Origin of the sequence: Lentzea nigeriaca (assembly GCF_016907955.1) — a bacterium.
GTDB lineage: Bacteria > Actinomycetota > Actinomycetes > Mycobacteriales > Pseudonocardiaceae > Lentzea > Lentzea nigeriaca.
Window position 1 is genome coordinate 235,831 of the sequence record NZ_JAFBCX010000008.1, and the last position, 25,720, is coordinate 261,550.

Annotated in this window: 29 protein-coding genes; 16 read left to right on the plus strand and 13 right to left on the minus strand. The window is 69.4% G+C overall.

All coding sequences use genetic code 11. The features are described from left to right. Positions 1-3: 3 nt before the first annotated feature. The 10 genes from JOD27_RS27690 (at position 4) to JOD27_RS27735 (ending at position 6,510) form a co-directional block, all read left to right on the plus strand. A complete protein-coding gene (locus tag JOD27_RS27690; protein WP_204765203.1) occupies positions 4-1,380 on the plus strand; it encodes a recombinase family protein in 1,377 nt (458 codons plus the stop codon). Then, positions 1,380-1,802: a hypothetical protein gene (locus tag JOD27_RS27695; protein ID WP_204765204.1), complete on the plus strand. Its 423-nt coding sequence runs from the start codon at positions 1,380-1,382 to the stop codon at positions 1,800-1,802. Before JOD27_RS27690 ends, JOD27_RS27695 begins: the two co-directional genes overlap by 1 nt. Before the next feature lie 137 nt (positions 1,803-1,939). Beyond that, on the plus strand, positions 1,940-2,191 hold the full coding sequence (locus JOD27_RS27700) for a hypothetical protein (protein ID WP_204765205.1): 252 nt from the start codon (positions 1,940-1,942) through the stop codon (positions 2,189-2,191). Then, positions 2,188-2,763 carry a hypothetical protein gene (locus JOD27_RS27705; protein ID WP_204765206.1) on the plus strand — a complete coding sequence of 192 codons (576 nt, stop codon included), beginning with the start codon at positions 2,188-2,190 and terminating at the stop codon, positions 2,761-2,763. The genes JOD27_RS27700 and JOD27_RS27705 overlap by 4 nt, the downstream gene beginning before the upstream one ends. 109 nt (positions 2,764-2,872) lie before the next feature. Further along, entirely contained in the window at positions 2,873-3,163 is a 291-nt protein-coding gene (locus tag JOD27_RS27710) for a hypothetical protein (protein ID WP_204765207.1), read from the plus strand. Further along, a complete protein-coding gene (locus JOD27_RS27715; protein ID WP_204765208.1) occupies positions 3,163-4,518 on the plus strand; it encodes an AAA family ATPase in 1,356 nt (451 codons plus the stop codon). Before JOD27_RS27710 ends, JOD27_RS27715 begins: the two co-directional genes overlap by 1 nt. A 310-nt stretch (positions 4,519-4,828) precedes the next feature. Continuing rightward, complete coding sequence (locus JOD27_RS27720; protein WP_204765209.1) at positions 4,829-5,188, plus strand: zinc finger domain-containing protein; 360 nt, start codon at positions 4,829-4,831, stop codon at positions 5,186-5,188. Positions 5,189-5,305: 117 nt separating this feature from the next. Beyond that, positions 5,306-5,761, plus strand: coding sequence for a helix-turn-helix transcriptional regulator (locus JOD27_RS27725; protein WP_204765210.1), 456 nt, complete (start codon positions 5,306-5,308; stop codon positions 5,759-5,761). Positions 5,762-5,980: 219 nt separating this feature from the next. After that, positions 5,981-6,145: a hypothetical protein gene (locus JOD27_RS27730; RefSeq protein ID WP_204765211.1), complete on the plus strand. Its 165-nt coding sequence runs from the start codon at positions 5,981-5,983 to the stop codon at positions 6,143-6,145. Beyond that, positions 6,142-6,510, plus strand: coding sequence for a hypothetical protein (locus JOD27_RS27735; RefSeq protein ID WP_204765212.1), 369 nt, complete (start codon positions 6,142-6,144; stop codon positions 6,508-6,510). Before JOD27_RS27730 ends, JOD27_RS27735 begins: the two co-directional genes overlap by 4 nt. A gap of 17 nt (positions 6,511-6,527) precedes the next feature. Here JOD27_RS27735 and JOD27_RS27740 read toward each other — a convergent pair whose 3' ends face one another. Beyond that, a complete protein-coding gene (locus JOD27_RS27740) occupies positions 6,528-6,725 on the minus strand; it encodes a hypothetical protein (protein ID WP_204765213.1) in 198 nt (65 codons plus the stop codon). 71 nt (positions 6,726-6,796) lie between these two features. Between JOD27_RS27740 and JOD27_RS27745 the strand changes: the two genes are divergently transcribed. Continuing rightward, entirely contained in the window at positions 6,797-7,786 is a 990-nt protein-coding gene (locus JOD27_RS27745) for a site-specific integrase (protein ID WP_307830348.1), read from the plus strand. Positions 7,787-7,814: 28 nt separating this feature from the next. Here the strand turns inward: JOD27_RS27745 and JOD27_RS27750 are convergent, their stop codons facing one another. From JOD27_RS27750 to JOD27_RS27760, 3 genes are read right to left on the minus strand one after another with little or no spacing between them, the layout of a single operon-like run. Continuing rightward, entirely contained in the window at positions 7,815-8,597 is a 783-nt protein-coding gene (locus tag JOD27_RS27750; RefSeq protein ID WP_204765214.1) for a DUF5677 domain-containing protein, read from the minus strand. A gap of 33 nt (positions 8,598-8,630) precedes the next feature. Further along, positions 8,631-9,239 (minus strand): 2'-5' RNA ligase family protein, encoded by a 609-nt coding sequence (locus JOD27_RS27755; RefSeq protein ID WP_204765215.1) that lies wholly within the window; start codon positions 9,237-9,239, stop codon positions 8,631-8,633. A 35-nt stretch (positions 9,240-9,274) separates the two neighbouring features. Continuing rightward, the gene (locus tag JOD27_RS27760) at positions 9,275-10,600 is read right to left on the minus strand and encodes an NsdA family TPR-like regulatory protein (protein ID WP_204765216.1); all 1,326 of its coding nucleotides are present in this window, start codon (positions 10,598-10,600) and stop codon (positions 9,275-9,277) included. Positions 10,601-10,717: 117 nt separating this feature from the next. Here JOD27_RS27760 and JOD27_RS27765 point away from each other — a divergent pair, with 117 nt between their 5' ends. Continuing rightward, a complete protein-coding gene (locus JOD27_RS27765; protein ID WP_204765217.1) occupies positions 10,718-10,987 on the plus strand; it encodes a hypothetical protein in 270 nt (89 codons plus the stop codon). After that, the gene (locus JOD27_RS27770) at positions 10,984-11,319 is read left to right on the plus strand and encodes a hypothetical protein (protein WP_204765218.1); all 336 of its coding nucleotides are present in this window, start codon (positions 10,984-10,986) and stop codon (positions 11,317-11,319) included. Before JOD27_RS27765 ends, JOD27_RS27770 begins: the two co-directional genes overlap by 4 nt. Positions 11,320-11,337: 18 nt before the next feature. On the opposite strand, the gene JOD27_RS27775 is transcribed toward JOD27_RS27770, so the two are convergent. The 6 genes from JOD27_RS27775 to ychF form a co-directional block, all read right to left on the minus strand. Continuing rightward, complete coding sequence (locus JOD27_RS27775) at positions 11,338-11,946, minus strand: hypothetical protein (RefSeq protein ID WP_204765219.1); 609 nt, start codon at positions 11,944-11,946, stop codon at positions 11,338-11,340. Positions 11,947-12,048: 102 nt separating this feature from the next. Continuing rightward, the gene (locus JOD27_RS27780) at positions 12,049-12,663 is read right to left on the minus strand and encodes a hypothetical protein (protein WP_204765220.1); all 615 of its coding nucleotides are present in this window, start codon (positions 12,661-12,663) and stop codon (positions 12,049-12,051) included. Between the two features lie 254 nt (positions 12,664-12,917). Further along, the gene (locus tag JOD27_RS27785; protein WP_204765221.1) at positions 12,918-15,086 is read right to left on the minus strand and encodes a cell division protein FtsK; all 2,169 of its coding nucleotides are present in this window, start codon (positions 15,084-15,086) and stop codon (positions 12,918-12,920) included. Further along, positions 15,083-16,066, minus strand: a complete 984-nt coding sequence (locus JOD27_RS27790) for a hypothetical protein (protein ID WP_204765222.1) — start codon at positions 16,064-16,066, stop codon at positions 15,083-15,085. Before JOD27_RS27790 ends, JOD27_RS27785 begins: the two co-directional genes overlap by 4 nt. Further along, complete coding sequence (locus tag JOD27_RS27795) at positions 16,063-16,680, minus strand: helix-turn-helix domain-containing protein (protein WP_204765223.1); 618 nt, start codon at positions 16,678-16,680, stop codon at positions 16,063-16,065. The genes JOD27_RS27790 and JOD27_RS27795 overlap by 4 nt, the downstream gene beginning before the upstream one ends. Before the next feature lie 175 nt (positions 16,681-16,855). Beyond that, on the minus strand, positions 16,856-17,953 hold the full coding sequence (ychF, locus tag JOD27_RS27800) for a redox-regulated ATPase YchF (protein WP_204765224.1): 1,098 nt from the start codon (positions 17,951-17,953) through the stop codon (positions 16,856-16,858). A gap of 80 nt (positions 17,954-18,033) precedes the next feature. Between ychF and JOD27_RS27805 the strand changes: the two genes are divergently transcribed. Both JOD27_RS27805 and JOD27_RS27810 read left to right on the plus strand, forming a co-directional pair. Beyond that, a complete protein-coding gene (locus JOD27_RS27805; RefSeq protein WP_204765225.1) occupies positions 18,034-19,320 on the plus strand; it encodes a bifunctional transcriptional activator/DNA repair enzyme AdaA in 1,287 nt (428 codons plus the stop codon). Next, positions 19,317-19,817 carry a methylated-DNA--[protein]-cysteine S-methyltransferase gene (locus JOD27_RS27810; protein ID WP_204765226.1) on the plus strand — a complete coding sequence of 167 codons (501 nt, stop codon included), beginning with the start codon at positions 19,317-19,319 and terminating at the stop codon, positions 19,815-19,817. The genes JOD27_RS27805 and JOD27_RS27810 overlap by 4 nt, the downstream gene beginning before the upstream one ends. Here JOD27_RS27810 and JOD27_RS46165 read toward each other — a convergent pair. From JOD27_RS46165 to JOD27_RS27820, 3 genes are all read right to left on the minus strand, one after another. Continuing rightward, positions 19,814-19,942, minus strand: a complete 129-nt coding sequence (locus tag JOD27_RS46165) for a hypothetical protein (protein WP_275591805.1) — start codon at positions 19,940-19,942, stop codon at positions 19,814-19,816. The genes JOD27_RS27810 and JOD27_RS46165 overlap by 4 nt on opposite strands. Positions 19,943-20,633: 691 nt before the next feature. Next, on the minus strand, positions 20,634-23,510 hold the full coding sequence (locus tag JOD27_RS27815) for an AAA family ATPase (RefSeq protein ID WP_204765227.1): 2,877 nt from the start codon (positions 23,508-23,510) through the stop codon (positions 20,634-20,636). After that, on the minus strand, positions 23,507-24,646 hold the full coding sequence (locus JOD27_RS27820) for an exonuclease SbcCD subunit D (protein ID WP_204765228.1): 1,140 nt from the start codon (positions 24,644-24,646) through the stop codon (positions 23,507-23,509). The genes JOD27_RS27815 and JOD27_RS27820 overlap by 4 nt, the downstream gene beginning before the upstream one ends. Before the next feature lie 99 nt (positions 24,647-24,745). On the opposite strand from JOD27_RS27820, the gene JOD27_RS27825 reads away from it, so the two are divergent. Next, complete coding sequence (locus JOD27_RS27825; protein WP_372441749.1) at positions 24,746-25,657, plus strand: DNA recombination protein RmuC; 912 nt, start codon at positions 24,746-24,748, stop codon at positions 25,655-25,657. Positions 25,658-25,720 lie beyond the last annotated feature (63 nt).

Sequence of the window (25,720 nt, forward strand, 5' to 3'; positions counted from 1 at the left end):
GCCATGACCGACACGGCAACCGTCCGCTGCGCCGTTTACCTGCGCGTTTCGCTCGACCCCACCGGCGAGGAACTGGCCATCCAGCGCCAGAGGGAGGACTGCCTCCGCATCGCCGCGCAACGCGGGTGGGTGGTGGTGGCCGAGTTCGCGGACAACTCGATCTCCGCCACGGACAAGTCGAAGGTCAGACCGGGCTATGACGGGCTCGTGGCCGGGTACGAGGCGGGCGAGTTCGACGCGATCGTCTGTTGGGACCTCGACCGGCTCACTCGTCAGCCGCGTCAGCTTGAGGACTGGATTGACGCGGCCGAAGATCGCGGCCTGCTGCTCGTCACCGCGAACGGTGACGCGGACCTTGCCACCGAGGGCGGTCAGTTGTTCGCGCGGATGAAGGCGGCCGTCGCCCGGTCCGAGGTTAAGCGCAAGGGCGAGCGACAGCGCCGCGCGGCCGTCCAGCGCGCGGAACTGGGACGGCCACCGTTGGGAGTGCGCCTGACCGGCTACACGCCCAAGGGCGAGACGATCGAGCACGAGGCCGTCATCGTGAAGCAGGTGTTCGAGCGCTTCGCCGCCGGGGACTCGTTGCGCAGCCTGGCGGCCTGGCTCACCTCAACCGGCATCCCCACGAGACACGGGAAGCCGTGGAACCCGTCCAGCGTGCGGACGATGCTGACGAACCCCCGGTACGCGGGACTGGCGGTGTACATGGGGAAAGCCAACGGCTGCAAAGGGATCTGGTCCGCGATCGTGGATGAGGACACGTTCGACGACGTCCAGACCCGCCTCAACGATCCGCGCCGACGCACGCAGCAAGGCACCGACCGCAAGCACCTCGGTTCAGGACTGTTTCGGTGTGGTGTCTGCTCTGACCCGGTCCGGGCGTTCTCCGGGAACCGCTACCGCTGTCCTCGTGGCTGCCTGACCCGCGCGCAGGACGGCATCGACCAGTTCGTCCTTGACGTGGTGCGTGGACGGCTCGCACGCCCCGATCTAGCCGATCTGCTTGCCCCAGAAGAGTCCGAGGAAGCACGCACTGTCGGCAAGGAGGTCAAGCGATTGCGAGCAAGGCTCCGACGGATCTCCGACGATTATGACGCCGAGCTGATCGACGGCCATCGTTACAAGGTGGCGACGTCAAAGGTCGAGGCCGAGCTTGCCGAAGCGCAGCGGGTGCAGGCACGCCTGACTACAAGGAAGGGCGCGGCTGGGATCCTGCTGGCCTCCGATCCGGTGGCCGCATTCGATGCCGCACCGTTGATGATGCGCCGCACAGCGATCGACGCGATGTGCGTCGTAGTGGTCTCCCCCGCGCCGCGAGGACGCAAAGGGTTCGACCCGAACTCCGTAGACGTTCGCTGGCACCGCAAGGAGAACCGCTGATGCTGAACCGAGTTGTCCTGGTATGCCAAGGCGAAACGGCGGCCCCGCACCGGGCCGAGTTCATCTTCGACCGCAGCCTGTCCGGCCGATGGGAGTCATTGCACCTCGAAGCGCTTGGAGAACACGACACGGATCCGCGCAACCAGGTGAACGCGCTCCTGTACGCCGGAGCGGACTGGGACTGCCTTGAAGGCCACCACTTCGTCACCGACGTGGACGGGGAGCGTCGCTACAGGGTTCGCGGTGGTGTGCGCCGGACGAAGCGTGGTGTCGAGCTGGAGTGCTGGAGGCGGCACAGCGACGCGCGGCGCGGCGTCTACAGCTTGCCCTTCAGCATCCTCACGCCCGCACTCGATGCCTTGGCGCTCCAAGGAATTCCCGAGTTCGATGTTGCCGAGTTGCTGCGGCGTGCCGCTCGCTAGAGCGACTACCGACGTGTAGTTTGTCGTTGAGCAGATCTTGGCTCCGGGTACTTCCGCCGAGACGGATGGTCAGATCCCTTACGGCACAGAAGATGTCGTAGGTCGGATCCTCTTCGTCATGTGCGGAGGACCATTCAATGCCCAGGGCCCAAGCCACACCCGAGACGCTGTCAGCGCGAGGCACCCTCGCCCGCCGCACCGCGCTCTTCGGCCCAGACGACCCGCGCACCGAACAGGCGCGAGCGGCATTCCGGAGCGAGCGGTACCTCGCCGCCGTCGCCGCGTCCGTCGCAGCGGCCCCGCCGCTCACCGCCGAGCAGCGCTCCCGCCTCGCGGCGATCCTGAAGCCGGTCGTCACCGTCGCGATCGGCTCCGAGGTGGCGGCATGAGCGCCTTCTCTGCGAATCAGCCAGCAATCCAGGTCCGCGCTGACGCGGCCTTCGGTCACTGCGACCGCCCCGACTGGATGGGCGAGGAGTCCGATCGCGCCTTCCGGGCCAGCATCGAAGCCGTGGCCGGCAAAGCCTCCGCGGTGCCGTTCGCGGCGACGCTCGCCGACCTGCTGGGGTCGTGGTTCGCGCCCGTAACCGCAGGTGACGACGGTTCTCTGCTCGGACGCCTCGACGGCGCCACCGTGCAGCTCACCCTGCCGACGATCCGGGCGCACGTCCGGACGGCGGGAGTCGTCACGCAGCTCGGCGTCCAAATCACGGACGAGGCGATCACGGGCGCGCTGCCGATCGTCGCCCGCCGCGCACGTGCCGAAGCCGAACGCCAGGCCGTCGCCGACGATGCGCGAGCCGATCACGAACGGCGCGGTCGTGCGGAAGGAGCGGACCTCGCGCAGCGTCGGGCGCAACTGCTTCGCGCTCTGTCCGAACTGGACGCTGTCCCGGCTCCGGCCGTAGTCACTCGGCCGGTGCCGACGCCACCGAAGCGCAGCTGGCGCAAGAACCACTGAAACGACGATGGCCCGGTGCGTCACCACCGGGCCGCTGTCGATCCTGAACAGCTCGCGCGGCGGTAAGTGCCCTGGGAGGCGTCGCGCACGCGAGAAAGAAACCACGCCAATGGTAACTCGAACTGACGAGCGCCGACGCGAACAGTCCGCGCAGCTACTCCGCTACTTCCGCGTTCCCTCCTACGGCCTCGGGTGGGCGCCCGTGCTCGATGACGACGGCCGCCCTGTGCCGTACAAGGGCGCCCAGGTCGAGATCACGGCCGAGCTGATCGCGGCTCTCGCCAATGAGGGCGACGTCTTCGGTCGCGACACCGTCATCACAACCGAGATGGCGAACGACGTGGCGTTGACGCTGCGCGGCGAAGCCATCGTGGCCTCAGTGGCAGGGGGCACTTCCTGATGGTCAACGGCACGAAGGTCCATCCGCCTTCGGTGACTGCCCTGCCACAGGTCACGCTGTGCGCGCACAGCACCGTGGTTCTGCCGGATGTACTCCCGCCGAATGTGCTTGCCGTCGTCGCTCGTGTGGACGAAACCGACAAACTCAAAGGTGCCGGAACAGTCCTGAAGGAATGCGTCCGCGCGGGGTTCACCGCCGAGCAGACGTGCGCGGTGCTGCGCCGCGACTATCCGGCCACGCAGCACGTGCGACACCAGGAATACCTGTGCACGGGCGTCGCGCAGATGTACAAGCGCGTTCAGCACGCGGTCGACGAGCGGAGCAAGGCCGAGCGGCACAAGAGCGAAGTGCAGCGAGAAGCTGATCGGCTCCGCGCCCGTAAGGAAGCCGCCGCGCTCGTCGCGTCCGAGGATTCCGCCGGAAGCGTCCCGCTGCGGGACCGGATCCTCACGCGCACGGGGCTTGCCTCGCTCCCCGCGCTGCGTCCTCTGATCGCGGACACGATCGAGATGGGCACGCTCGGAATGCTCGCCGGGCCGTACGGCTCATGCAAGTCGTTCGTCGGGCTGTCCTGGGCGGCCTCCATCGCGACCGGGCATCCGTGGTTCGGACGCGAGGTCATGGCCCCAGGGCCTGTCATCTACGTCGCGGGTGAGGGCGCCTCCGGCCTGAACGGACGGCTCGCCGCATGGGAGGCGGACACGGGCGTGGACATCCCGGACACGAACCTGCTCACGCTGCCGATGCCGGTGAACTTCGGCCGCGCGACGGAGGTCGCCGAGTTCTGCGAGCTGGTCGCCGAACACAAGCCCGTGCTCGTGATCCTGGAGACCCTCAACCGCTGCGCCGTCGGCATGGAGGAGAACTCTGCGACCGATATGGGGCGCGTCGTCAACGCGATGTACGCGATCCAGCAAGCCACGGCCGGTGGCTCCGTGTTCGTGGTGCACCACGCGGGCAAGGACGGCACGATCCGGGGCTCGACCAGCCTCGGCGCGGGCATGGACACGATCTACACGACCAAGGGGAACGCCGCCGCTGTCACCCTCGCGAGGACCAAGCGCAAGGACGGGGCGGCCGATGACGAGCTGACGCTCAGGCTTCGCCAGGTCCGTGAATCCGGGGTCTTGGACCATGTCCGCCCCCCGGACATGGCGCCCGACAACGACCAGCGGCTGATGTCCGCCTTCATGTCCGCGTTCAGCGCTACCGGATGCACGAAGGACCAGCTCCGCAAGGAAGCGGGCCTGGTTCCCTCATCCTTCCATCGGACCCTGAATCGCCTGGTAGATGGTGGAAAGCTCGTTGATGTCGGCACGGATGCACGGCCGTTCTACCGCCTCGGAACGACCTAGAAAGATCTTGCACGTGTCCGCCGTGTCCGCCGTGTCCGCCCAGCCGCCGGACGTGTCCGTCCGCCTCCCCCTCTATAGAGGGGGAGGCCGGACACGGACAGGGACGCGGGGTGTGCAAAGCGTTTGTGCAGAAGGGTTTCTCGCTCCGAGGTGGCCCGGCGAACCAGGTACGGTGTGCTGTTCACCTAGAGACGGGATGCGCATGAAGGTGGTCACGGAACAGGAAGTGCACTTCGGCCGACGCGAGTTGGTGAAGCACTGGCGTGCGGACGTTCCAGGCCGTTGGGTACTGGGTCCTGACCCCACAAACTTGGACGGGTGGACCGAACGCATCCGCCGCCCGTCTCTGCTCGACTACCCGTGCCGGACGTGCAAGGCGGACGTGAACCAGCCCTGCCGTTCCGGGGTCGAGAAGTGGGCCCGCGCGCACGCCCCGCGCATCGACAAGTGGATCGCCGCGCGCAACTCGCAGCTGCTCACCTGCCCGGCGTGCTCCACGTTTACCACGCACACCGACGAGGTGCCGTTTCAGGGGACGAACTGGCACCGCTCCGTCCTGCACCAGAACGTGCGCGTCTACGACTGCTGCGTCCGCTGGGTCCTGACGTTGCCGATTCATGGCCGCCAGTGGGAACTCACGCTCATCGAGGTTCCCAAGTCGGAGGAGTGATACGGCGAACTGGCGACTTCCCGCCGCTACCCGACGCTCGGCCCATGCGCGGGCCGGGCGTCGTCGTGTCCGGCGTGCCTGGCCCGTGTTGGAGCCGTTGAGCCGCAACCTATGCGCATGGAAAAACGTGACGTAACGCCACCTACCAGGCCAGATCCGGCACCTCGCCGCGGTGAGGTCGTCGGCGCGGAACGCGAGCACCTGCGCGGCGGGTTCGGTCGTCTTGTGCGCCGTGAGCGTCTCGCTGCCGGGCTGCTGCAAGCCGACCTCGCCGAGCTGGTCGTGACGGACCGCACGGCGATCAGCAGGTTGGAGGCGGGCCGGGTGCGGCCGACGACGACGATGTGCGCGCGGCTGGCGCGTGCGCTTCGTGCTCGGCACGGCGAGCGCGCGGTGCTCGCGTTGGACGTCGAGCTGCAACAGGCGGCCGGGGAGAGTCTTCGCGGGTTCACCGACCGGACGCGGCGGCGACGGGACCGGTTGGAGGCCTGGACGCTCGCTGCTGCCCGGTCGAGTGGGGGCGACCCGTACACGGACCACCTGCTGAACCTGCTGGAGCAGCAACGTGACTGAGTGGGGGAGTGAGCTACGGAGCCGCTGGCCTGCGCCGACGCCGACTGACGCGGAGTTGGAAGCGCTGGCCGGCCAAATCCTGCTGCGCGCCGGGATCCGGGCCGGACGGCGTCGAGCGCGTGCGCGGTTGGCCGTGGACTCGCTTGTGCGCTCCGCGCTCGCGGAGCTGGACGGCGCGGCGGCCGAGACCCCGTCTCCGTTGGGGCGATCATCGGGGCCATGGTGATTTTCGATGCTGGAGAAGCGGACGGCGGCCTGGCGTGGCTCCCGGCCGATGACCTGCCGTCTGACGCGACCCCGGCCGAGCTGTTCGAGATGGACGTCAGCAGGCTCCCGCTGGCGGGACCTCAGGCTGAGTTCGTGTGGGCAGAAGAAGCGAAGTGAAGATCGAGACAAAAGACATGGCGCTGCCGGTGGTGCACGTGCCGGACGCTGTCGCGGACCAGTTCACGCGGGCGGCTGCGGCGGATGCGCGGTGGCGGGTGTGGACGTGCACGGCCTGCGGCAATGTGGAGGCCGGGTACCACGTGGACAACCGCAAGCTGGCGTGCGCGCACTGCGTGCAGCGCGTGCGCGAGAACAAGGCGATCGGCCTCACGCCGGAAGAGCTGTGGCGCGAGGCACTCGTGGAGGCGGCGAAGACCGAGCAGTGCTGGGTCTGCGGTCAGACGGTGGGCGCTGTGCCTGAGGGGCAGGAGCGCGGGCGGTCGGTGATCTGCCGCCAGTGCTTTGAGAACACAGCAGCGTGATCATCTCGCGGTCCCGGCTACTTGCCCTTGGCCAGGAGGGCTGCTTCCTGAGCCGGACTAAAAGACTTGCCGCAGTTGAGACACGCGGTGTCCCCCGTGTGCGAGCCGAGGTGGTACTCGCGGGCGCGGTCCGTGTGCTCGCATGGTGGCGAGCCTGCTTCTTCCCAGCGACGCCGGATACCAGCCAGCTCGCGCATCTGAACGTTGTGGCCCATGACGGACAGGCTAAGCGGCATGCTCGCGTGGCACTAGTTGGAAGCTCTGACTCACGATAAGCTCCCATATCGTGAGTCAGGATCTGGTCCACGTCACCCCCGCCGACGCCCTCCCCGCCACCCCGGAGGAGCGTCTCGCCGCGCTCGACACGGCGGCCCAGGAGTACGTCCGCACCCAGCGGCCCGCGAACACCCAGCGCGCGTACGCCGCCGACTGGAAGGTGTGGACGAGGTACGTCACCGAGCTGGGCATCCCGGAGAATTCCGCGACCGCCGGGGCGCTCGTCGGCTTCGTCGTGTGGCTGGAGCGCCAGGACGCCGCTCCCACGACCGTGGACCGCCGCCTGGCCGGTGCCGTCGTCGGTCTCCGCCAGCGCGGCGCGGAGCCGCCCAAGGCCGCCACGGAGGCCGCCAGGGCGGCACTGAACGGCTACCGGCGTCGGCTCGCCGAGGCGGGGGAGAAGCGCGGCCGGGGGAAGGCCCCGGCGATGGAGGTCAAGCACCTGCGCGCCATCTCAGCCGCGTGTCCCGAGACCCTCACCGGCGTCCGGGACCGCGCCGTGGTGCTGATCGCGTTCTCCATTGCGGGTCGCCGCTCTGAGGTGGCCGCTCTGCTCGTCTCCGACGTGGTGGAAGCCGCGGAGGGCCTGGTGATCACCATCAGGTCCGGCAAGACCGGCGGGCGCACCGTGGCCGTCCCGTACGGCTCGCACGAGAGCACCTGTCCCGTCCAGGCCTGGCGCGCGTGGCTCGACGCGTCCGGCATCACCGAGGGTCCGGCCTTCCGTCGCATCGACCGGCACGGGCGCATCCTCGGCGGCCTGGCCGCCCAGTCGGTCGGGACCATCATCACCACGGCGGGAGAGCGGGCGGGCGTCACCGTGCGCTTCACCGGCCACTCCGCCCGCGCGGGCCTGGCCACCGAGGCGCGGCGGGCAGGGCACGACGCCAAGACGATCAGCCAGCACACCGGCCACGCCCCCAACTCGCCGGTGCTCTACGACTACATGCGCACAGTGGACCAGTGGGCGGACAACGCGGTGGCCGGGATCGGGATGTAGCCCATCGGCGAGGCTGCCCAGGGCAGGATCAGGGGGTCTTGCCGGTCCGCGTGTAGTACTTCGTGCTCAGCCGGAGCATGTGCGGAGTCCCGAGGGTCTGGCCGACCTGGCTTAACTCCTCCTGGCGTGGGTTTCCGTCCTCCAGGAGATCAACGGCAGTGGCGCACAAGAGGATGCCGACGCATGTAAAGAAAATCCAGTGACCGCCAAGTGTGTCGTTCTTGGGCTCCAGGTGCAGGGTAATCGGGTTGTCGGTCAAATACTCATCCACCACTTTTCCGGTGGGGTGCGAAAGTGAGGACATCAGGCGGTAATAGAAGTACGCCTCTGATCCCGCTGGTTCAAGGTCGTCGCACAGCTCCTGGAACTGACGTGCCTGCTGATCGGAGTCAGTGGGGATCTTCTCCCAGGCATCGTTTTCCAGGTGCTCCGCCGCCTCGACCATGTCTTTCGTCCCGGCCTGGCGTAGCGTCCTCGCCATGTTGGCTCGGTTGCGGCCGTACTCGTTGACCAGTGCGGTTGTGGCGGCAGCATGCAGGGCAAGCCACTGCGTCGTGAGGGCGTGCTCGTAGATCGCTCGAACTGTGGGGAGCGCTTCGCTGCGGTGTCCTGCCCTGAACAAGGTCAGCGCTGCCCGGCCTAGCCTATGCGCGTTGGCGGCCAAGCCAAATACGGTTAGAAGTTGGTTGGTGTCGGCTGTCGAGTCCTTTCGGATCTCGGGCTGTCTGCCCTCCCAGGCTTCGAGCATCGATTCCAGTATCTCCTGCAATTTCTCTCCAGAGGGTACGGACGTGCTTTCCTGTGTGGTCACTGCAAGCGCCTTCTGTTTTGATTCGTATTTCTGCTATCTGCCCAGTCGTACAAGAGCGACATCGGTCCACTCGTACGCCTTGTGGTCTCGGTTGAGGTCGATCAGCGACACCGACGAGACCGTCACCTCGGCCGTGGCGCCGGGGTGCGCCGCCAGCGCGTCCCGCACCGGCTCGGCAGGACCGGCCGCGTTCGAGTACCCGAGGCTGACGTGAGCGCGGAACCCGTCTTCTCGCTCTGGCACGTTCTCCACGCCCCACACGTCCCCGATCGCGGCCCGGATGGCGAGGCGCAGCTCGGCCACCGGCTCCAGTGGCCGACCGGGCATTTGGATCGTCTCGGGGTCCACGTGCGCGGGGCCGATGGTGAGCGTGAACGGCTTCAACGCCGCGCACCTGCTGCGCGCGGCCTCCACGATCCGGTCCACGTCACCGCGGCTTACCTCGTCGGTGAAGCCAATCCCCTGGAGCGTGAGGTGCAGCCACTTCACCGGCACGGGGTCGAGTTGGGGGAGCTGCGCGAGAACGGGCGCGTAGTTCTCCACCAGCGCGTGCGCCTGCGGCTGGTCGGCGAACGTGACGTGCCAGGTGAAAAAACTCCGGCCGACCTCCCAACCTGGCCGCCACCACCAGTGGTTACGCATAGGTTCCAGCTCGGCCACGGGCACGCCTCCCAGTTCTAGGCGGACAGCTCCTTGATCACCGTCTCACGCTGGAACTCGGCGATGGAACCCCGCACGCGGCGCGCGATCGGGTCACGTGGCTTCGCGGTCTGCGCCGCGATCACGTCGACCTCGGCGATGCGGTGCAGAAGCGGCCGGACGCGGTGCTGCGGCGCGGTCTCCAACACCGGCCCGAGGGTGTGCTCGGCCGCGCCCATGTCACCGCGCACCACGTGCGCCTTGACCTGGACGAGCCGCGTCATGCGCTCTGAGCCGAAGTTGCGCAGGGCCGCCGGTGTCGCCTCGAACGTGGCCACGGCGCGGTCCGCGTAGGACAGCGCCTCCTCGGTGTTGCCGAGCGCGAGGTGGGCGTCCGCCCACAGAGAACCCGCGCGGCCGACGGTGCACGTGAAGGGGCCGGTCAGCTCGTCCTCCGCGCGGACGACGCGGTTCGCCGCGTCCTGTGCGCGTTGCAGCGCCTGCCTGGCACGGTCTTCGTCTCCGGCGCGTGCCAGGTCGAGCGCGAGCGCGCTGGCCAGGTAAAGCTCGGCCGAGCCGATGGCGGCGTACCGCAAGCCGTCGGCGGCGTAGTTGGCCGCTGCGATGTAGTCGTCCTGCCAGAGCGCGGCCGTGTGCTGCGTCGCCCGCACCCAGGCGCGAAGCGGGTTGTAGTCGGCGCGCTCGGCGCACAACCACGCCGCGCGGGCGTGGTCCTCGGCGGCGTCCGGTCGGCCGAGGTCGACGGACATCCAGGCGAGCACCGTGAGCGACCAGCCCGCCGCCGCGTACAGCTCTCGCGACAACTGCGGGGCCTGGTGTCCGGACAGCAGCGTGAAGGCCCTGTCCCGCAACGCCTTCGTTCTCGCGAACAGGGGCAGCGTCGGTGCCTTGAGGTAGGACTGCGCGATGCGCCGCACTTCGGCGTGCATCTGCTCGATCGTCATCTCGCCCACGTTGGTGGACTCGGCCCACGCGAGAAACTCGGCGGACTCGTCGGCCGCGCTCATCAGCACCTCCTCGACCGTGTTCGCGCTCGCCGGGTGCGGCATCACAACGGTGTGCACGGGCGCCGCGTTGTTGACGGCGAAGCCGATGTCGGCATCCGACGCGACGCCGAGCACGGCGCGCAGCGCGGCCCGATAGTGGTCGGAAGGCACCCCGACTGCGCCGCGCTCGATCCGTGCGATGTAGTGCGCATCGAGGGGATAGCGCTTGCGCGTGGTCTCCCAGAGCCACGCGCACGCGGCCTCCGCCAACTCGCGGCGGCTCATCCGCGCACCGGCCACCTGGCGGGACGCCGTGGCCTCGCGCACCGCCCGGAGGAGGCTGTTCGGCTCCGGCACGGCTCCGAGGGTAACCGTCATGACGCGGTGAGTCATGGCGCTGTGTGCCCCGGTCTGCCCCGGTCTGCCCCGTGCGATGCCCTGCTGTCGGTGCTGGAATCGGTCGACTCTGGGCATATGGGTGAGATCGCGATCGTGATGATGCTCGGGGCCGTCGTCGTCGGCCTGGTCTGCTGGCTCGCCTTCCACGTGCACCGCGAGATGCGGCGCCGCCGCCAGGTCGAACGCGTCCGCGCGGCGTTGGCCGGCAAAACCTCCGTGGCCGAGCCGCGCGCCCGTTGCGGTGCGGATCCCCTGCCGCGCTTCCCGTCTCCGCGCACGGCGGTCGGCGCCCCCGACCCGGCCGCCGAGCGCGGTTCCACCGCACACGCGGGGCGTGCGTCGTGAGCCTGATCGTTCCCAGCGCCTCGCCCGTCGCGATCTACCCGGTCCTGCAACACCTGCTCGACCTCAAGGACGGTGGGTGGCGGTTCCTGCCGATGGAGCCGGGGCAGGAGTACCTCGACGGCTTCCACAAGTGGCCCGGTGGCTGGACGGACTCACTCCGGCTCAAGGATGAGGACGACGCGCTTGGCATCCGCACCGACCGGGACAACGCGATCACGTGGGAGTTCGCCGGGTCGCTCGCCGAGGTGGTGCACGAGTTCATGGTGTTGCCCCACCCCGGCGACCGATTGGCGCCGCGTCTGGCGAAGGGCCGGGGGCCGCAGCCATGTTGACGGCGGACACGCTCAGTGTCAGAACACGCTGTCCTCAACCCGGTACGACCCCGGGATCTGCACAGTGTGCGAAAGTTCCCACTTCCGCTCGGTGCCAGGCTCGGTGCACCTCAGCTCAAGCGTTGCGCTCATGGGCTCTTCGTATCCACGGGTGTCTATGTCGATCACGAACGTGCCGCCTGTCGTGATCTGGTGGATCTGACCGGTCTTCGGCTTCTCGATGAACGTCCCGGCGTTGCCTTCAGCTGCCCGTCGGATTCCCAGCCACGGCACTTCGACATCGAGCTTCGAGGGCCCGCCGTGCAGTGTGACCTTCAACGGGCACACGCTGTTCGAGCTGCCTTCTACTTCGTAGGTGAACTGGGGAGCGTCACGTTCGTGGTGCTCGGCATCGGCCGCTGCAAGCTGTTCACGCATGATGGCTACCTGTTGTTCGGCCGCCGCTGCACTGCGCTGTGCCTGCTTGATGGCTGCCTCCGCGATCTCCGCTGCGTCTCTGGCGGCGGCTGCCTGTGCTTGTGCCGCGTGCCGTGACTCGCGCGCTTCTCGCGCCTGTAGGAAGGCCATGACCATCGACGCTGCCGCGATCAATGCGGCTGCGCCCGCGATCCACTCTGCTGCGCCCACTGGCCCTCCCTTATCTCACCGAGCCAACTCGGCGCATCTCTGCGTTGGCGAGCAAGGGTACGGCCGCACATCGACAGGGTTCGACCGGGTACGTAGCCGAGATCACCATCGCGTTCTGGCGACCATCACGGCAGGTGTAGGCGGCCATGAATCCGTTCCCGTGGAGGCCTTGGTCGCGATGGTCACAGAAATCGCGCCCCGCTTCAGCTGCGCGCGGAATCTTCTGGACGTACCGCGTGTGACCTGGGCGTAGGTCAGTGTCGATCGGAGTGGAGGTGACTCATGGGTTGCGACCAGCTCGCCGTTGTCGTCCTCGGTCCACTTCATGGCCAGGAACGCCTTGATGTCTGAATCCGCCGGGAGACACAGTTCCAGTTCGGCGAGAACCGGAGGCCCGGACACGTAGGTCAGGGTGAAGTCCTTCACGATGCCCCAGCTGTCATCTGGGTCCGGCCACCACTCGATCTTGAACTGAGGGGCCTCCTGGTCTTTGCGGTCCTCCTCGTCCAGGTGAAGCTGCCTTCGTGTCAGCTCTACCTGTTCACGTGCGGCTGCTGCTTGGTCTTCTGCCGCCTTCGCGCTGCGCTCCGCGTGTAGGACCGCTTTCTCGGCAGCGCTTGCTTGCCGCTTCGCTGAGTTGGCGTTGCCCAGCGCGATGACCGCGGCGATCAGCGCGACGGCGACGGCGAGCCACGTTGCTACGTCTCCCTTGTCCACGGCAGTTCCTTGTCTCGCCGAGCCAGGTCGGCGCACCTGTGAGTCGCCGAGCAGAGTACGACCGGGCACCGACAGTTCGAGCGCACCCGCGAGCGCGGCGGCTGTGCGGGCCTGTGGGCACCTAGCCGAGGCGGTCGGCACAGCAAGCCGCAGTGACCCTCTCCGCAGCTCAGAGGCGGAGTTAGGTCCGCACAAACACGCGAGCGGGGTCCGCACGCGCTGTGCGGACCCCGCTCGTTTCGTGTGTGGACCTCCTAGCCGCCGTACAGCTCCACCACGGCCGCCCGGATCGCGTCCAGGTCAGTGACGCTGACCGGGTTCGCCGACCCGCCGACCCGCTGCCTGGAGGGAGTCGGCGCGGACACTCCGGCCCGGCGCAGCGCCTCCCCGAGCGTCTTCGCGTCCCACCCGATGCGCGCCGCCAGCTCGGCCGTCGCGATGACGCCGTGCTCCTGGTCCTCGATCACCTCGACCAGCAGCGCGAGCACCTCGGGCAGCTCCACCATCTCCGCGTCCACGGGCTCGTTCTCGTCGCGCGTGTTCACGACCTCGTCCGCCAGGCGCGCGGCCATGTTCGCGTCCATCTCGGACAGCTCGCGCTGCCCGGCCGCGTCGCCGGTGAGCGTCCCGGCCTGCTCGCGCAGCGCCCGGCCGCGCTCGCACGCCTGGCGGATCTCGCGGATGTGCAGCAGGTGCGTGCGCACGATCGTCGCCGTGCCCGCGTCCAACTCCGTCTCACCGTCTGCGCCGAGCAGCAGCCCGACGCCCTTGTGCGAGGTGAGCAGCCGTGAGGCGTCCATCCCGGCCTTGTAGGTGCCCGCGCCGAGGATTGTCTCCGACGCTTGATAGGTCATGACCTTCAGCGCGAAGCGCGTGCCGAGCTGCCCGCGCAGCCCGTCCGGGATGACCTTGGCGTCCGGCTTCTGCGTGGCGAGCACGAGCGAGTACCCGGCGGCCGGGCCGGTCTTCGCGATGTACGTGAGCAGCTCGCAGATGCGCGCGCCGATCTTCTTGCCCTTCGGCTCCTCCTCGTCCAGCGGCACGTCCATGCCGAGGAAGTTCTGCACCTCGTCGATGCCGATCACCGTGAGCGGCATCGAGTGCGCGGGGTCGCGCGTGATCTCCGGCGTCACCTTCGACTCCGGGCACAGTTCGTCGTCCATTTCGGACAGCCGGTCGAACCGGTCAGCGACGTCGGCCGCGCACTCCTCCAGCACGCGGATCAGCCGACGTGCGTCACTTTCCCGAGCACCCCGGATGAACCGGTGTGCCACCTGCTCGAACGGGCGGAAGTCCTTGCCTCCCTTGCCGTCCGCGATGATGATCCGCACGTGCGGATCCAGCGCGGCGGCCGTGAGCGGCAGGCGCGCGACGAACGTCTTGCCCTGGCGTGGGATCGCGCCGATCAGCAGCGACGTCCACACGACCGGCAGGCGCACGTCCGTGCCCCGGGCCGTGGTGCCGAACGGCACCGGGTTCCACAGGTCCCAGGACCCGGCCGAGCCGAGCGGGCTCGCGATCGGGGCCGCCGCGTACGGGTCCGCGTCGCCGACCCACAGTGCGAGCCGTCCGGCGTGGCCAGCATCGCCCCGGACACGCTCCACGATCAGCCGCACCTCGTCCACGGCGAGCGCGGACGCGAGCGACTCGCGCTTGCTGATCACGTCGGAGGCCTTGCGGGACGGCGGCAGGTCGATCGTCAGAGCCCAGCCGCTGCCGTCGTGGCGGGGCTGCTTGACCAGCATCAGGCGCTCGTCCTTGCCGATCAGCTTCGCGTCGCGGAACGCGACCACGAGGTGATCGCCATTCATCAGCCACGCGAGCGACCGGGAACCGAGCTGCGGCGACCGGCCACCGGCGCCGTCCTTGCGGCGACCGGCCACGGCGAGCGCGGTGGAGACCGCGCCGCCGGTGACGATCAGCGGCAGGGACCCGGCGGCCAGTTCGGTGATCAGGCAGCCGAGCGCGGTCGCGCTGCTGGCCACGACGGTGATCACGCCGCGTCGGCGCCGGATCACCGCGATCTCCTGCCACTTGTCCGCCAGCCGGTCTGCCGCCTTCGAGGCGTCGTAGAAGTCCGAGACCCGCACCCATGCCCACCAGGCGCGCGCGGAGACGGCCAGGCCCCGGCCGACGGCGGCCGGGAACCGCACCGGCGCCAGGACGGCGCGGCTCGCCAGCTCGGCCCCGGCCTGGCGCGCGGACTCGCGGGTCTGCCACTGGGCCGGGAGACGGGAGACGGCGGACTCGGCGAGCTGCCGGGCCTTGGAGCGCCGGTACTCCTCGTCGGTGATCAGCTCGCCGTCCAGCACCGGCCCGGCGGCCGGGGCCGGGGTGACCGGCTCCGGCACGTCGGCGGTCGTGTTCGGGAACGGGATGATCTCGCCGCCCACGTCGCTGTCCTTCCTCTGGGGAGCGCTCACGCGGCACCTCCGCGCAGGGCGTCGCGGACCTCGCGGGCGGCGTCGGTGCCGCATCCGAGCGCCTCGCGCAGGCGGGTCGCGGACGGGTCGGCGGGCAGCGTGCCGGAGGCGATCATCTGCCGTGCTCGGTCCACCAGTAGGGCGGCCGGACGGACAGTAGAGGCGTCCTGCGCGGTGTCCTCGCCGGAGACGTTTTGCCTGTACTCGGGCGCAGTAGGGCTGGAGTAGGGCACGCCGGTAGGAGCAGCCGTCAGACCGTGGTCCAGGTCCGCGAACGCGCTCCAGATGATCGGCAGCACGGCCACCGCGCCGACCGCGATCAGCGGCCCGATCGCGTGCGCGAGGAGTTGCATCGGGTCGAACCGCTCGACCTGCCACGGCGTGTACGGCCAGACGTTGAGCGTCAGCGTGACGCCCAGCGCGCCGTACTCCACGACGCTCAGGTGCCGGTGGTGCAGCGTGCGGCCCCTGGTCGCGAGGAACGCCTTCGCGGCGATCACGACGAGCAGCACGGCCGAGATCACCGGCTCGACCGCCCACGCGCCCCACCACGCGGCCGTGCGCTCGACCATGTCCACGGTGAGCGTGTGGTGCACGCCCGTCGTGGACCAGCCCAGCGCCCCCACGAGCGCCGTCAGGGCCACGGCCGTGAGGAGCAGGCGCACCCGTGCGGCTTGGTAGGCGCGTGCGGCCGGGTCCTGGGCCAGCTCGTGCAGCCGGGCGGCCTCGGCGGCACGCTTGCGGGAACGGCGCACCCGGTCGGTGTCGACCAGCAGCGGCGCCGCGTCGGCCTGGAGGTCGAGCAGGGCGTGCGCCTCGGAGACCTCGGCGCGCAGCTCCCGCACGCGGCGGGTGTCGACCGGCTCGGCGGTCTGGACGGGCACGGCCGGGGCCTGGTCGGCGACGTACCGCACGATCTCGTCCACGGTTCTCTCCAGGTCCTCGGGGCGCGGTTCGGGGTTGGGTGTCTGGGTGCTCATCGCGTCACCGCCGGGTGGCAGTTCTGGCAGAGGTTCGAGCGGGTGCGGTCGGTGTCGAGCCACACGACGCGGGCACTGACTGGGTCGGAGTCGCGGGCGTCGCACTGGCCGCACACCGGCGGGACCGTCGAGCGCCCCGTGGGCGCGCTCGGCGCGGGACGGTTCTTGGATGGTTTAAAGGATTGTTCGGGCGTCATGCTGGCGCCCCGTCGTGTCGCTGCTGGCGCCCCGTTCGGGCTGTGCTGACGCCCCGTGCTGGTCAGCGGCGCGTCATGCTGGCGCCCCGCTGTCGGGCCTGTGGACAACCCGGCCATCATGACGAGGTCGTACACCTGCGGACGCAGGTCGGCGCGCTCGATCTTCGCGTCACGGTAACGAGGGTTACCCCGCCTGATCAGGCCCAGCTCTTCGAGAGCGCGCAGCGAGCGTTGCACGGTGCGGCGTGAGAGACGCGTGTACGCCATGAGCCGCTCGACCGAGGGAAACGCCTCGGTGCCATCGGGCGCGGCGTGATTGGCGAGCGCGGTCAGCGTGAAGGCGAGCGCGCTGGCGTCCTTGCGATCAGTCGGGACGGGCGCGACGTTGAATACCCAGTTGAGGGCTTCGATGCTCACCAGGCCACCGCCGGTGAACAGGAGATACGGCAGGATGAGGGCACGGACGGACCTCCGAAGTCCGTTCTAGGCCCCGCCGTGGTGTGTCCGCACCGGGCGGGGCCGACCTGTGGTCGGGCCCGCGCAGTCCGGCTGTCTGGCTACGTGCAGGAAGCCGCGCAGGCTTCCGACACGGTCACGCCTTCGACTTAGATGTGCCTCCGTGTCGGAACTCGACCACGTCGCCGTCGGCCATGACGTAGTCCTTGCCCTCCATACGAACCTTGCCCGCCGCCTTCGCCTCGGCCTTCGAGCCCGCCGCGACCAGGTCGTCGAACGACACGACCTCGGCCTTGATGAAGCCCTTCTCGAAGTCCGTGTGGATGACGCCGGCGGCCTGCGGGGCGGTCGCGCCCTGCGGGATGGTCCAGGCGCGCGCTTCCTTAGGACCCGCGGTCAGGTAGGTCTGCAGGCCGAGGGTGTGGAAACCGGCCCGGGCCAGGGAGTGCAGGCCCGGCTCGTGCTGACCGATGGACTCCAGCAGCTCGCGGGCCGACTCCTCGTCCAGCTCCAGCAGCTCGGACTCGACCTTGGCGTCGAGGAACACCGCGTCGGCAGGGGCGACGAGCTCGCGGAGCTCCTTCATACGGGTCTCGTTGCCCAGGACACCCTCGTCGGCGTTGAAGACGTAGAGGAACGGCTTCGTGGTGAGCAGGGACAGCTCACGGATCAGCGCGTAGTCCACTTCGGACTGCGCCGAGAACAGGGTGCGGCCGGAGTCGAGGATCTCCTTGGCCTTCTGCGCCGCTTCGAGGGCGGGGCGGCGGTCCTTCTGCGTCCGCGCCTCCTTCTCGAGCCGCGGAATGGCCTTCTCCAGGGTCTGGAGGTCGGCGAGGATCAGCTCGGTGTTGATCGTCTCCATGTCGGAGGCCGGGTCGACGCGGCCGTCGACGTGCACGACGTCCGGGTCGTCGAAGACGCGGATCACCTGGCAGATCGCGTTGGCCTCGCGGATGTTGGCGAGGAACTTGTTGCCGAGGCCCTCACCCTCCGACGCGCCCTTCACGATGCCCGCGATGTCGACGAACGACACAACGGCCGGCACCTCGCGCTCCGAACCGAAGATCTCGGCGAGCTTGGTGAGGCGCGCGTCCGGCAACGGCACGACGCCGACGTTCGGCTCGATGGTCGCGAACGGGTAGTTCGCGGCGAGCACGTCGTTGCGCGTGAGCGCGTTGAACAGGGTGGACTTGCCGACGTTGGGCAGGCCGACGATACCGAGGGTCAAACTCACGGGTGACGAGTCTACGGCAGGCCACGGTCATGTCCGATTCCCGCGAGCCTTTACCCGTTCCCGCTGGCAGGATCGTTGGCATGGTCATTGACGAAGAGCACGCGTACCGGGTGTGCGCCGCACGTGACGCCCGTTTCGACGGCTGCTTCATCCACGCGGTCCGCACGACCGGCATCTACTGCCGCCCGTCGTGCCCCGCGGTGACCCCGAAGCGCCGCAACAGCCAGTTCTTCCTGACGGCGGCCGCCGCCCAGTCCGCGGGCTTCCGCGCCTGCCGCCGCTGCCTGCCGGACGCAGTGCCTGGCTCACCCGAGTGGAACCTCCGCGCCGACCTGGCCGCCCGCGCGATGCGCCTGATCAGCGACGGCGTGGTCGAACGCGACGGCGTGACGGGCCTCGCCTCCCGCCTCGGCTACTCGGAACGCCACCTCACCCGCGTGCTGACCGCCGAACTGGGAGCGGGCCCGCTCGCACTGGCCCGCGCCCACCGCGCCCACGCCGCCCGCCTGCTCATCGAGACGACCGAGCTCCCGTTCGCCGACATCGCCTTCGCCGCGGGCTTCGCGTCGGTCCGCCAGTTCAACGACACCATCCGCATGGTGTTCGCCTCGACACCGTCCGACATGCGCGGCCGCGGCAAGGCCCCGGTCGGCACCCCCGGCCGCATCGTCCTGCGCCTGCCGTACCGCCCGCCGTTCGACGCCACGGGCCTGCTCGCCCACTTCCGCCGACACGCGCTACCCGGCGTCGAAGAGGTCACGGCCGACTCCTACGCCCGAACGCTGTCGCTCCCCCACGGCGAGGCAACGGTCCGCCTGACCTTCCCGGCCGACCACGTGCTCTGCTCGCTGCGCCTGGCCGACATGCGCGATCTGGGCGCGGCGGTCTCCAGGGTCCGCCGCCTGCTGGATCTGGACGCCGACCCGACGTCCGTCGACGAGTTCCTGGGCAAGGACGCGATCATCGGCCCGCTGGTCCGCAAGACACCGGGCATCCGCGTCCCCGGCAGCGTCGACGGAGCCGAAACCCTCCTGCGCCTGGTAGCGCCCTACGCCGGCGTGCCCCTGAAGGTCCCGGACGGCACCCTCACCCACCTCTACTCGGCAGCCGACCACCCGATCACCGAGGCGGTGGCCACCGGCAGACTCGTGGTGGACGTGGGCCGCTCGATCGAGGACCTGACCGAAGAACTGACCCCTCTCGCAGGCCGGCAGGTGGCCGACGAGGTGGCCATGCGAGTACTGGGCGCCCCAGACGTGCTGGTGCTCCCGCAGTCCCTGCAAGACCTGGCTCCCCACGGCCCCGACTGGCGCCCGTGGCGCTCCTACGCAGGAGCACACCTGACGAGGAAGGCAGCAACATCATGAGCGTCGCCCACACGTCCACTGTGGACACCCCGGCGGGGCCGTTCACCGCGATCGTCGCGCAGGACGGAGCAGTGCTGGCGAGCGGCTGGACGGCCGACATCGCCCTGCTGACGCCCCAGATCCACGCCACCCTGGCACCGTCGGAGATCACGCCGAAGCGCGACCTGGGTGACGTCACCAAGGCCGTCATCGCCTACCACGAGGGCGACCTGGACGTGATCGACTCGATCGAGGTGCGCCAGAAGTCGGGCCCGTTCCTCCAGCACGCGTGGGACGTCCTGCGCACCGTCCGCGCCGGCGCCCCCGTCACGTACACCGAGTACGCGGAACTCTCCGGCCGTCCAGCAGCGGTCCGCGCCGCGGCATCGGCCTGCGCCCGCAACTCGGCAGCGCTCTTCGTGCCGTGCCATCGCGTGATCCGCATCGGCGGCGACCTCGGCGGCTTCCGCTGGGGCCTGGCGGTCAAGCGCTGGCTGCTGGCCCACGAAGAGGCCTAAACCAGGTTGATCTCCGGCGGCCCGGCCATCGTCACCAGCTCGGTCCGGCAGTGCGGACACGAGCCGGTGACCGGCCACACCGTGTTGGTCTGGAAGGACTTCTGCTCGCCAAACCAGTCGTCCACCCCAGAGTCACGACACGTGTGACATCCCACGCGGTAGTGCACGCGAACCCAAGGCCGCCGCACCCCGAGCTCACTCCCGTGCTCACTGGGCCGCTTGAGGTCAGCGAACGGCGACCACCAGAACGACAGCCGACACCGAAGCACGTCAACCTCACCATCAGACCCGGTGTCGAACCCGGTGATCCTGACCGGCGCGGGGTGCACTCCGAAATCGTCCAGGTCGTCCTGCCACTCCAACTGCCGCCGAGACGAGTGGCAGACCCCATGAGTCGCACCGTGATGCAACGCAACGGTCCGCCCCACCCGACGACACACGAAGCAATCATGGGAGTACTCGAGCCGGTTCGACCACACGAACTGGGCACTGGAAGCGACAGTGACACGCGCGTTGATTTCCACGTGGGACAGCACAGAACGAGATTAGAGCCGACCACCTGGTTCGTCCACATGCGACAAACCGCGCCACCACCCTCGGAACGCGCCCTGGCCGAAGGCGAAGCACCCCGCGTGGCGATGCGAACCGAGCCGTCCCAACCGCGATGCCAAGCGAGCCGTACAGACCTCTGCCCCACTGGGTAGCGGTGATTTCCGGAACCCGATCGCACAAACGCAACCACGCTGGAACGCGACCAACCCGCATCACCGACCCCAGCGCTGGAAACCGGCACCCGTCCACCGAACCAGACCACCGTCAGCCCAGCGAAACCTCGAGCGTGGACCCGGTCCGAGCCTTCCGAACCCTCAACCGGGTAGGGATCCGCTGCCGCAGTTCCTCCACATGCGACACCAGCCCGACAACCCTCCCTCCAGCCCGCAACTCGTCCAACGTGTTCATCACGATGTCCAACGTGTCCGAGTCGAGCGTCCCAAACCCTTCATCCACGAACAGCGTGTCCAGCAACGCCCCACCGGTCTCGTTGGCCACCACATCAGCCAACCCAAGCGCCAGCGACAACGAGGCAAGGAACGACTCCCCACCCGACAACGTCTTGGCAGGCCTAGCCCGCCCCGAGTAGTCGTCCAGCACGTCGAGACTGAGCCCACCCCGAGTCCCCCGAGCCCCGGCCGAGTCGGAGTGCACGAAGCTGTACCGCCCCTGACTCATCCGATGCAGCCGAGCGGAAGCAGCGACAGCGACCTCTTCGAGCCGAGCCGCGAGCACATACGACCGCAGCGTCATCTTCTTGGAGTTCTGCCCACGCCCGTTGATCACGTCGGTGAGCCCGTCCAGCTCCGCGTACGCAGCCTCCAACGGCTCCAACGACTTCCACTCGGCGCGCAACCGGGCCGCCAGCTCACCGACCCGCTCCAACGCCGCACGGGCCCTCGCCAGCCGAGTGGCCGCCTCCGAGGCAGCCGCCCGCGCAGCGGAGGCCGCGGCGGTGACCTCGTTCAGGTCCACGGCGGAGGCCGGATCGACCTCGGCCAGTTCCTCCAGCGTCGCCATGGCACTGGCACGCGCGCGTTCCCAGGCAGCGATCCGATCGTCCAACGCCTGCAACGCCGCCGCGGGCCTGGCAGCCGCGAGCGCCGCCTCGACGTCCGGGAAGCCCGCCTCGGCCGCCAACGCCGCGACCGAAGCCTGCTGTTCCTCGACCCTGGCGAGCGCGCTGTCCCGCGCCGAACGCCGATCGGCCAGCTCCACCAACGCCTTCGCCAGGCGCAACAGGTGATCGCGGCGCGTCAGCACGTCCTCGTGCTCGCCGCGCGCCTTCTCCAGCCGGGCACCGCGATCCTCGACCACGGCAACGAGAGACGTGTGCTCGGTGCGCAGCCTGACCAGGTCCTGTTCGACCTTCTCCTTCTCCGACCCCAGATCGCGGGTCTTGGCCTCCAGGCCGACGAACTCGTTCTGCCGCTGCGACCGCGTGCGGGCCAGTTCCACCGCCGCGCGGTACTCGGCCAGCGCGACGGCCGGCTCCTCCGACCCCAGGGCCTCCCAGCAGGCCTGGATGCGCAGCTCGGCGGCGTGGGCGGCTCGTTCGGCCTCGTTGCGGCGGTCCAGTGCGGTCTGCTCGTCGCGGGCGGCCTCTTCCTCGTCGGCCGCGTCGACGCCGCCCAGCATCGGCTGCGCCGGCGCGGGGTGACTCGGAGACCCGCAGACGGCGCAGGGCTTGCCGCGTTGCAGGGCCGCCGCCAGCTCGATGGCCATGTTCTCGAGGCGTTGGTGGCGGACCTGCTGCAGCACGTCCTTCGCCTTCTGGTGAACGTCGATCGCCTGGCGCAGTTCGTTCTTCGTGCGCTCCAACGCTTCCGTGGCGCCGGGCAACGCCTCCGCCGCATCCGCGCGAGCCTTCAGGGACTCCAACCGTGCGGACGCCTCCGCGGCGGCGTCCAGCTGGGCACGGCACTGGGCCAGGCGTTCGGGGAGCACCTCCAGTTCGGCGTTCAGCGCGAGCAGGCGGCGCTCCACCTGGTGCGAGGCGTGCTTGAGCTCGGAAAGCCTGCGCTCGTCGGCCTTCTGGCGTTCCGCCTCTGCCGCCAGTTCGGCCAGGCCGCCCGCCTCCTCGCGGCAGCGCTCGGCGTCCTCCCGCAACGACGAGCCGGAATAACCCAAGCACGCCAAGGCTTCCGCGGCACGGGTCTCGTCACGGACCGCGAACTCGTACGACTGCTGGAGCTTGGCGATCTCGTTGAACGCCGGCTTGACGGGCATCGCGCGACGGGCGGCGTCACGTTCGGCGAACCACGACGCCGAGTCGGCGGCCTCCACGCGGGCCAGCATGTCGCGGGCCTCGCGGACGCGGCGGATCTGGTCGGCCTGCACGCGCGCCTGAGCCAGCAGCGCGTCGGCGCCGTCGGCCACGCCCGCCGTCTCCACCGACAGCTCCTCGGCCTCCCGCACGGCCTGGGAGAGCCGCTCCAGCACCGATTCCAGCCAACCCGGCTCGGACGACGGTTCCTCCGAGGCCGCCTCGGCGACGCGGTGCATCAGCTCGGACGCGCCCTGACGGCGTTCCTCCAGCACCCGACCGGCCGCCACGCGCTTGTCGCGGAACCACTTCTCCACGTCGAGGAAGCGCTCGGTCCCGAAGAGCTTTTCGAGCAGCACCTCGCGTTCCGCCGTGTCGGAGCGCAGAAAACGAGCGAACTCGCCCTGCGGCAGCAGGACCACCTGGAAGAACTGCTCGTAAGACATGCCCAGCAGGTCTTCGACGGCACGGGCCACGTCGTCGATGCGGGTGATTCCCTCGCCGTCCCAGCCTTCGAGCCACGTCAGCGAGCACTTCGCCGGCTGGGTGGTGTAGCCGCCGCCGCGTTTCTTCGGGCGGTCGAACTCCGGTGAACGCACGATGCGGAACCGGCGGCTCTGCACCGTCAGTTCGAGCGACACCGACGTGGGGACTTCGGGGTCGGCGTACTCGCAGCGCAGCTTCTTCACGTCGCCGCGCGCGCCCGGCACGCGGCCGAACAGGGCGAACGCCACCGCGTCGAGCAGCGTCGTCTTGCCCGCGCCCGTGTCGCCGTGCAGCAGGAACAGGCCGTCGGCGCCCAGTTCGTCGAAGTCGACGGTCTCGGGCTTCGGGTAGGGCCCGAACGCCGTCAGCTCCAGGCGGTGCAGTCTCATTGCTCCTGCTCCCTCGCCACCGAAGCGAAAGCCTCACGCAGCAATGCCATCTCCGCGGCGGTCGGCTCGGAGCCGCGGGCGTCGGACACGAAGCAGCAGGCCACTTCCTCGTCTGTGCGGCCACGCACCCGGTCCGCGTAGGTCATGGTGTGCTGCGGGCCCTGCTCCGGCCGCCACTCCACGTGCACCGCGTGCTCGAACCGCTTCTGCAGCTGCCGCAACGCGTCCATCGGCCGCACCTGGTCGGTCAGCACGACGGACAGGAAGTGGTCTTCCAGCGGTGTGTGCGCCGGATCTTCCAGCACGTCGGCGAGCGTTCCCGTCACCGTCGCGAGCTGACGCGGCACCGGCAGCTCACGCCGTTCGACGCCGACGAGCCCGCCCGCGTCCAGCTCCACCAGCCACACCGACTTGCGGTGGCGCGCCTCGGAGAACGAGTACGCCAGCGGACTTCCCGAATAACGCAGGTTCTCCGCCAGGGTCTGCGGCCCGTGCAGATGTCCGAGAGCTACGTAGTCGACACCCGAGAACACCTGCATCGACACGTCCTGCACGCCACCGACGGCGATGGTGCGCTCGGACTCCGACGGCGCACCACCGGTCACGAAGGCGTGCGCCAGCACCACCGACCGCGCCCCGCGCCCGGCAAGATCGGCCCGGATCCGCCGCATCGCCTCGCCGAGCACGGGCGCATGCCCCTTGTCCGCGATCCCGAGGACGTGCCGCGCGGGTTCCGGCTCCAGGAACGGAATCCCGTACACCGCGACGGGTCCGTGCTCGTCCTCCAGCTCGACCGGCTTGTCCAGCAACGAGATCTGCGTGCGCAGGAAGAGCCCGCCCGCCGCCGCGAACTCCCCGAACACGCCGATCCGCGCCGCCGAGTCATGGTTGCCCGGCGTGATCACGATCCGCGCCCCGGCCGCGCGGATCCGCATCAGCACCCGCGCGCACAACGCCACCGCGTCGGCGGACGGCACCGCGCGGTCGTAGAGGTCGCCGGAGATGACCACGACGTCGACCTTCTCGGAAGACACCAGGTCAGCGAGGCCGCTCAGCACCGACTCCTGCTCGACGAGCAGGTCGCGGCCGTGGAAGGTGCGCCCCACGTGCCAGTCGGAGGTGTGCAGGATCCGCATGGCACCAACCGTAGAGACGGGGTCCGACAAAACTCCGGGAGGGTTCCCGGCGTGTCACCCGATCGAGTTCAACATCTCTGGGGGAGCATGATCGGTGCCGTGACCGCAGTGATCATCACCGCCTCGCTCGTCCTGGCGCTCGTCTGTGCCGGGGCGCTGGTGTTCGTCTACCGCCTCTACCAGGACAGCGTCCGCCGCACCGACGAGGCGCTGCAGGCCATCACCGCCGAACGCGCGCGCTACGACGCGCAGCAGCAGGCCCTGCAGCGGTACGAGGTGGCGTTCTCCAGCGTCAGCGGCCGCGGCGAGCTCGGCGAACAGGTTCTCGTCGAAACAGCGCGCGCACTCGGCCTGAGGGAGAACCTCCACTACACACTGCAGACCGACGTGGCCGGCGGTGGCGCCGTGCGACCGGACATGGTGCTGAACGTCGGTGGCGGCCGCATGGTCCCGGTCGACTCGAAGATGTCCATGGCAACGTGGGCGGAAGCGGTCGAAACGGACGATCCACAGGAACGTCAGGACGCGCTGCGGGTCCACGTCCGCAACATCCGCTCCCGCGCGGCCGAGCTGGCGGGCAAGGGCTACCAGCGCTGGGCCGACGCGATCTACGGCACGATCATGTTCGTGCCCAACGACGGCGCCGTCGTCGCCGCCCTGGACACCGACCCCGAACTGCTGCGCTGGCTGCTGGACCGGCGGGTCTTCCTGTGCGGCCCCACCGGGTTCGCGGTGATCGCGTCGAGTGCCATGTTCGCGGTCACCGAACGAGCGCTGGCCGACGACGTGGAGCAGGTCAGGCTGCAGGCGGGCCGCGCGAACCGGGCCGCCGACACCGCCATCGAGGCCGTCAACCTCTCCACGACCCACCTGCAGCGCTTCCTGAGTGCGCGGCGTCGCGAGCTGGACGCCCTGGAGGGTTTCCGGGCGAGTGTCGAACCGCTGACCGAGGCCTCCGCCACCCCCACGCCCCTGCCTCTCGTCCGAAGGGCGGACGAACAGTCCGCATAAAACGCACGGAGCGTGCCAACAGGTTGCTTCTTGGTGAGAAAGCAGCGGACTGACGAACACCGA

What these genes read in the sequence shown, in the direction of transcription:
- JOD27_RS27690 (WP_204765203.1), top strand. Translation starts at nt 4, where the DNA reads ATGACCGACACGGCAACCGTCCGCTGCGCCGTTTACCTGCGCGTTTCG.
- JOD27_RS27695 (WP_204765204.1), top strand. Translation starts at nt 1,380, where the DNA reads ATGCTGAACCGAGTTGTCCTGGTATGCCAAGGCGAAACGGCGGCCCCG.
- JOD27_RS27700 (WP_204765205.1), top strand. Translation starts at nt 1,940, where the DNA reads ATGCCCAGGGCCCAAGCCACACCCGAGACGCTGTCAGCGCGAGGCACC.
- JOD27_RS27705 (WP_204765206.1), top strand. Translation starts at nt 2,188, where the DNA reads ATGAGCGCCTTCTCTGCGAATCAGCCAGCAATCCAGGTCCGCGCTGAC.
- JOD27_RS27710 (WP_204765207.1), top strand. Translation starts at nt 2,873, where the DNA reads ATGGTAACTCGAACTGACGAGCGCCGACGCGAACAGTCCGCGCAGCTA.
- JOD27_RS27715 (WP_204765208.1), top strand. Translation starts at nt 3,163, where the DNA reads ATGGTCAACGGCACGAAGGTCCATCCGCCTTCGGTGACTGCCCTGCCA.
- JOD27_RS27725 (WP_204765210.1), top strand. Translation starts at nt 5,306, where the DNA reads ATGGAAAAACGTGACGTAACGCCACCTACCAGGCCAGATCCGGCACCT.
- JOD27_RS27730 (WP_204765211.1), top strand. Translation starts at nt 5,981, where the DNA reads ATGGTGATTTTCGATGCTGGAGAAGCGGACGGCGGCCTGGCGTGGCTC.
- JOD27_RS27740 (WP_204765213.1), bottom strand. Translation starts at nt 6,725, where the DNA reads ATGGGCCACAACGTTCAGATGCGCGAGCTGGCTGGTATCCGGCGTCGC.
- JOD27_RS27755 (WP_204765215.1), bottom strand. Translation starts at nt 9,239, where the DNA reads ATGCGTAACCACTGGTGGTGGCGGCCAGGTTGGGAGGTCGGCCGGAGT.
- JOD27_RS27765 (WP_204765217.1), top strand. Translation starts at nt 10,718, where the DNA reads ATGGGTGAGATCGCGATCGTGATGATGCTCGGGGCCGTCGTCGTCGGC.
- JOD27_RS27790 (WP_204765222.1), bottom strand. Translation starts at nt 16,066, where the DNA reads ATGAGCACCCAGACACCCAACCCCGAACCGCGCCCCGAGGACCTGGAG.
- JOD27_RS27805 (WP_204765225.1), top strand. Translation starts at nt 18,034, where the DNA reads ATGGTCATTGACGAAGAGCACGCGTACCGGGTGTGCGCCGCACGTGAC.
- JOD27_RS27810 (WP_204765226.1), top strand. Translation starts at nt 19,317, where the DNA reads ATGAGCGTCGCCCACACGTCCACTGTGGACACCCCGGCGGGGCCGTTC.
- JOD27_RS27815 (WP_204765227.1), bottom strand. Translation starts at nt 23,510, where the DNA reads ATGAGACTGCACCGCCTGGAGCTGACGGCGTTCGGGCCCTACCCGAAG.
- JOD27_RS27820 (WP_204765228.1), bottom strand. Translation starts at nt 24,646, where the DNA reads ATGCGGATCCTGCACACCTCCGACTGGCACGTGGGGCGCACCTTCCAC.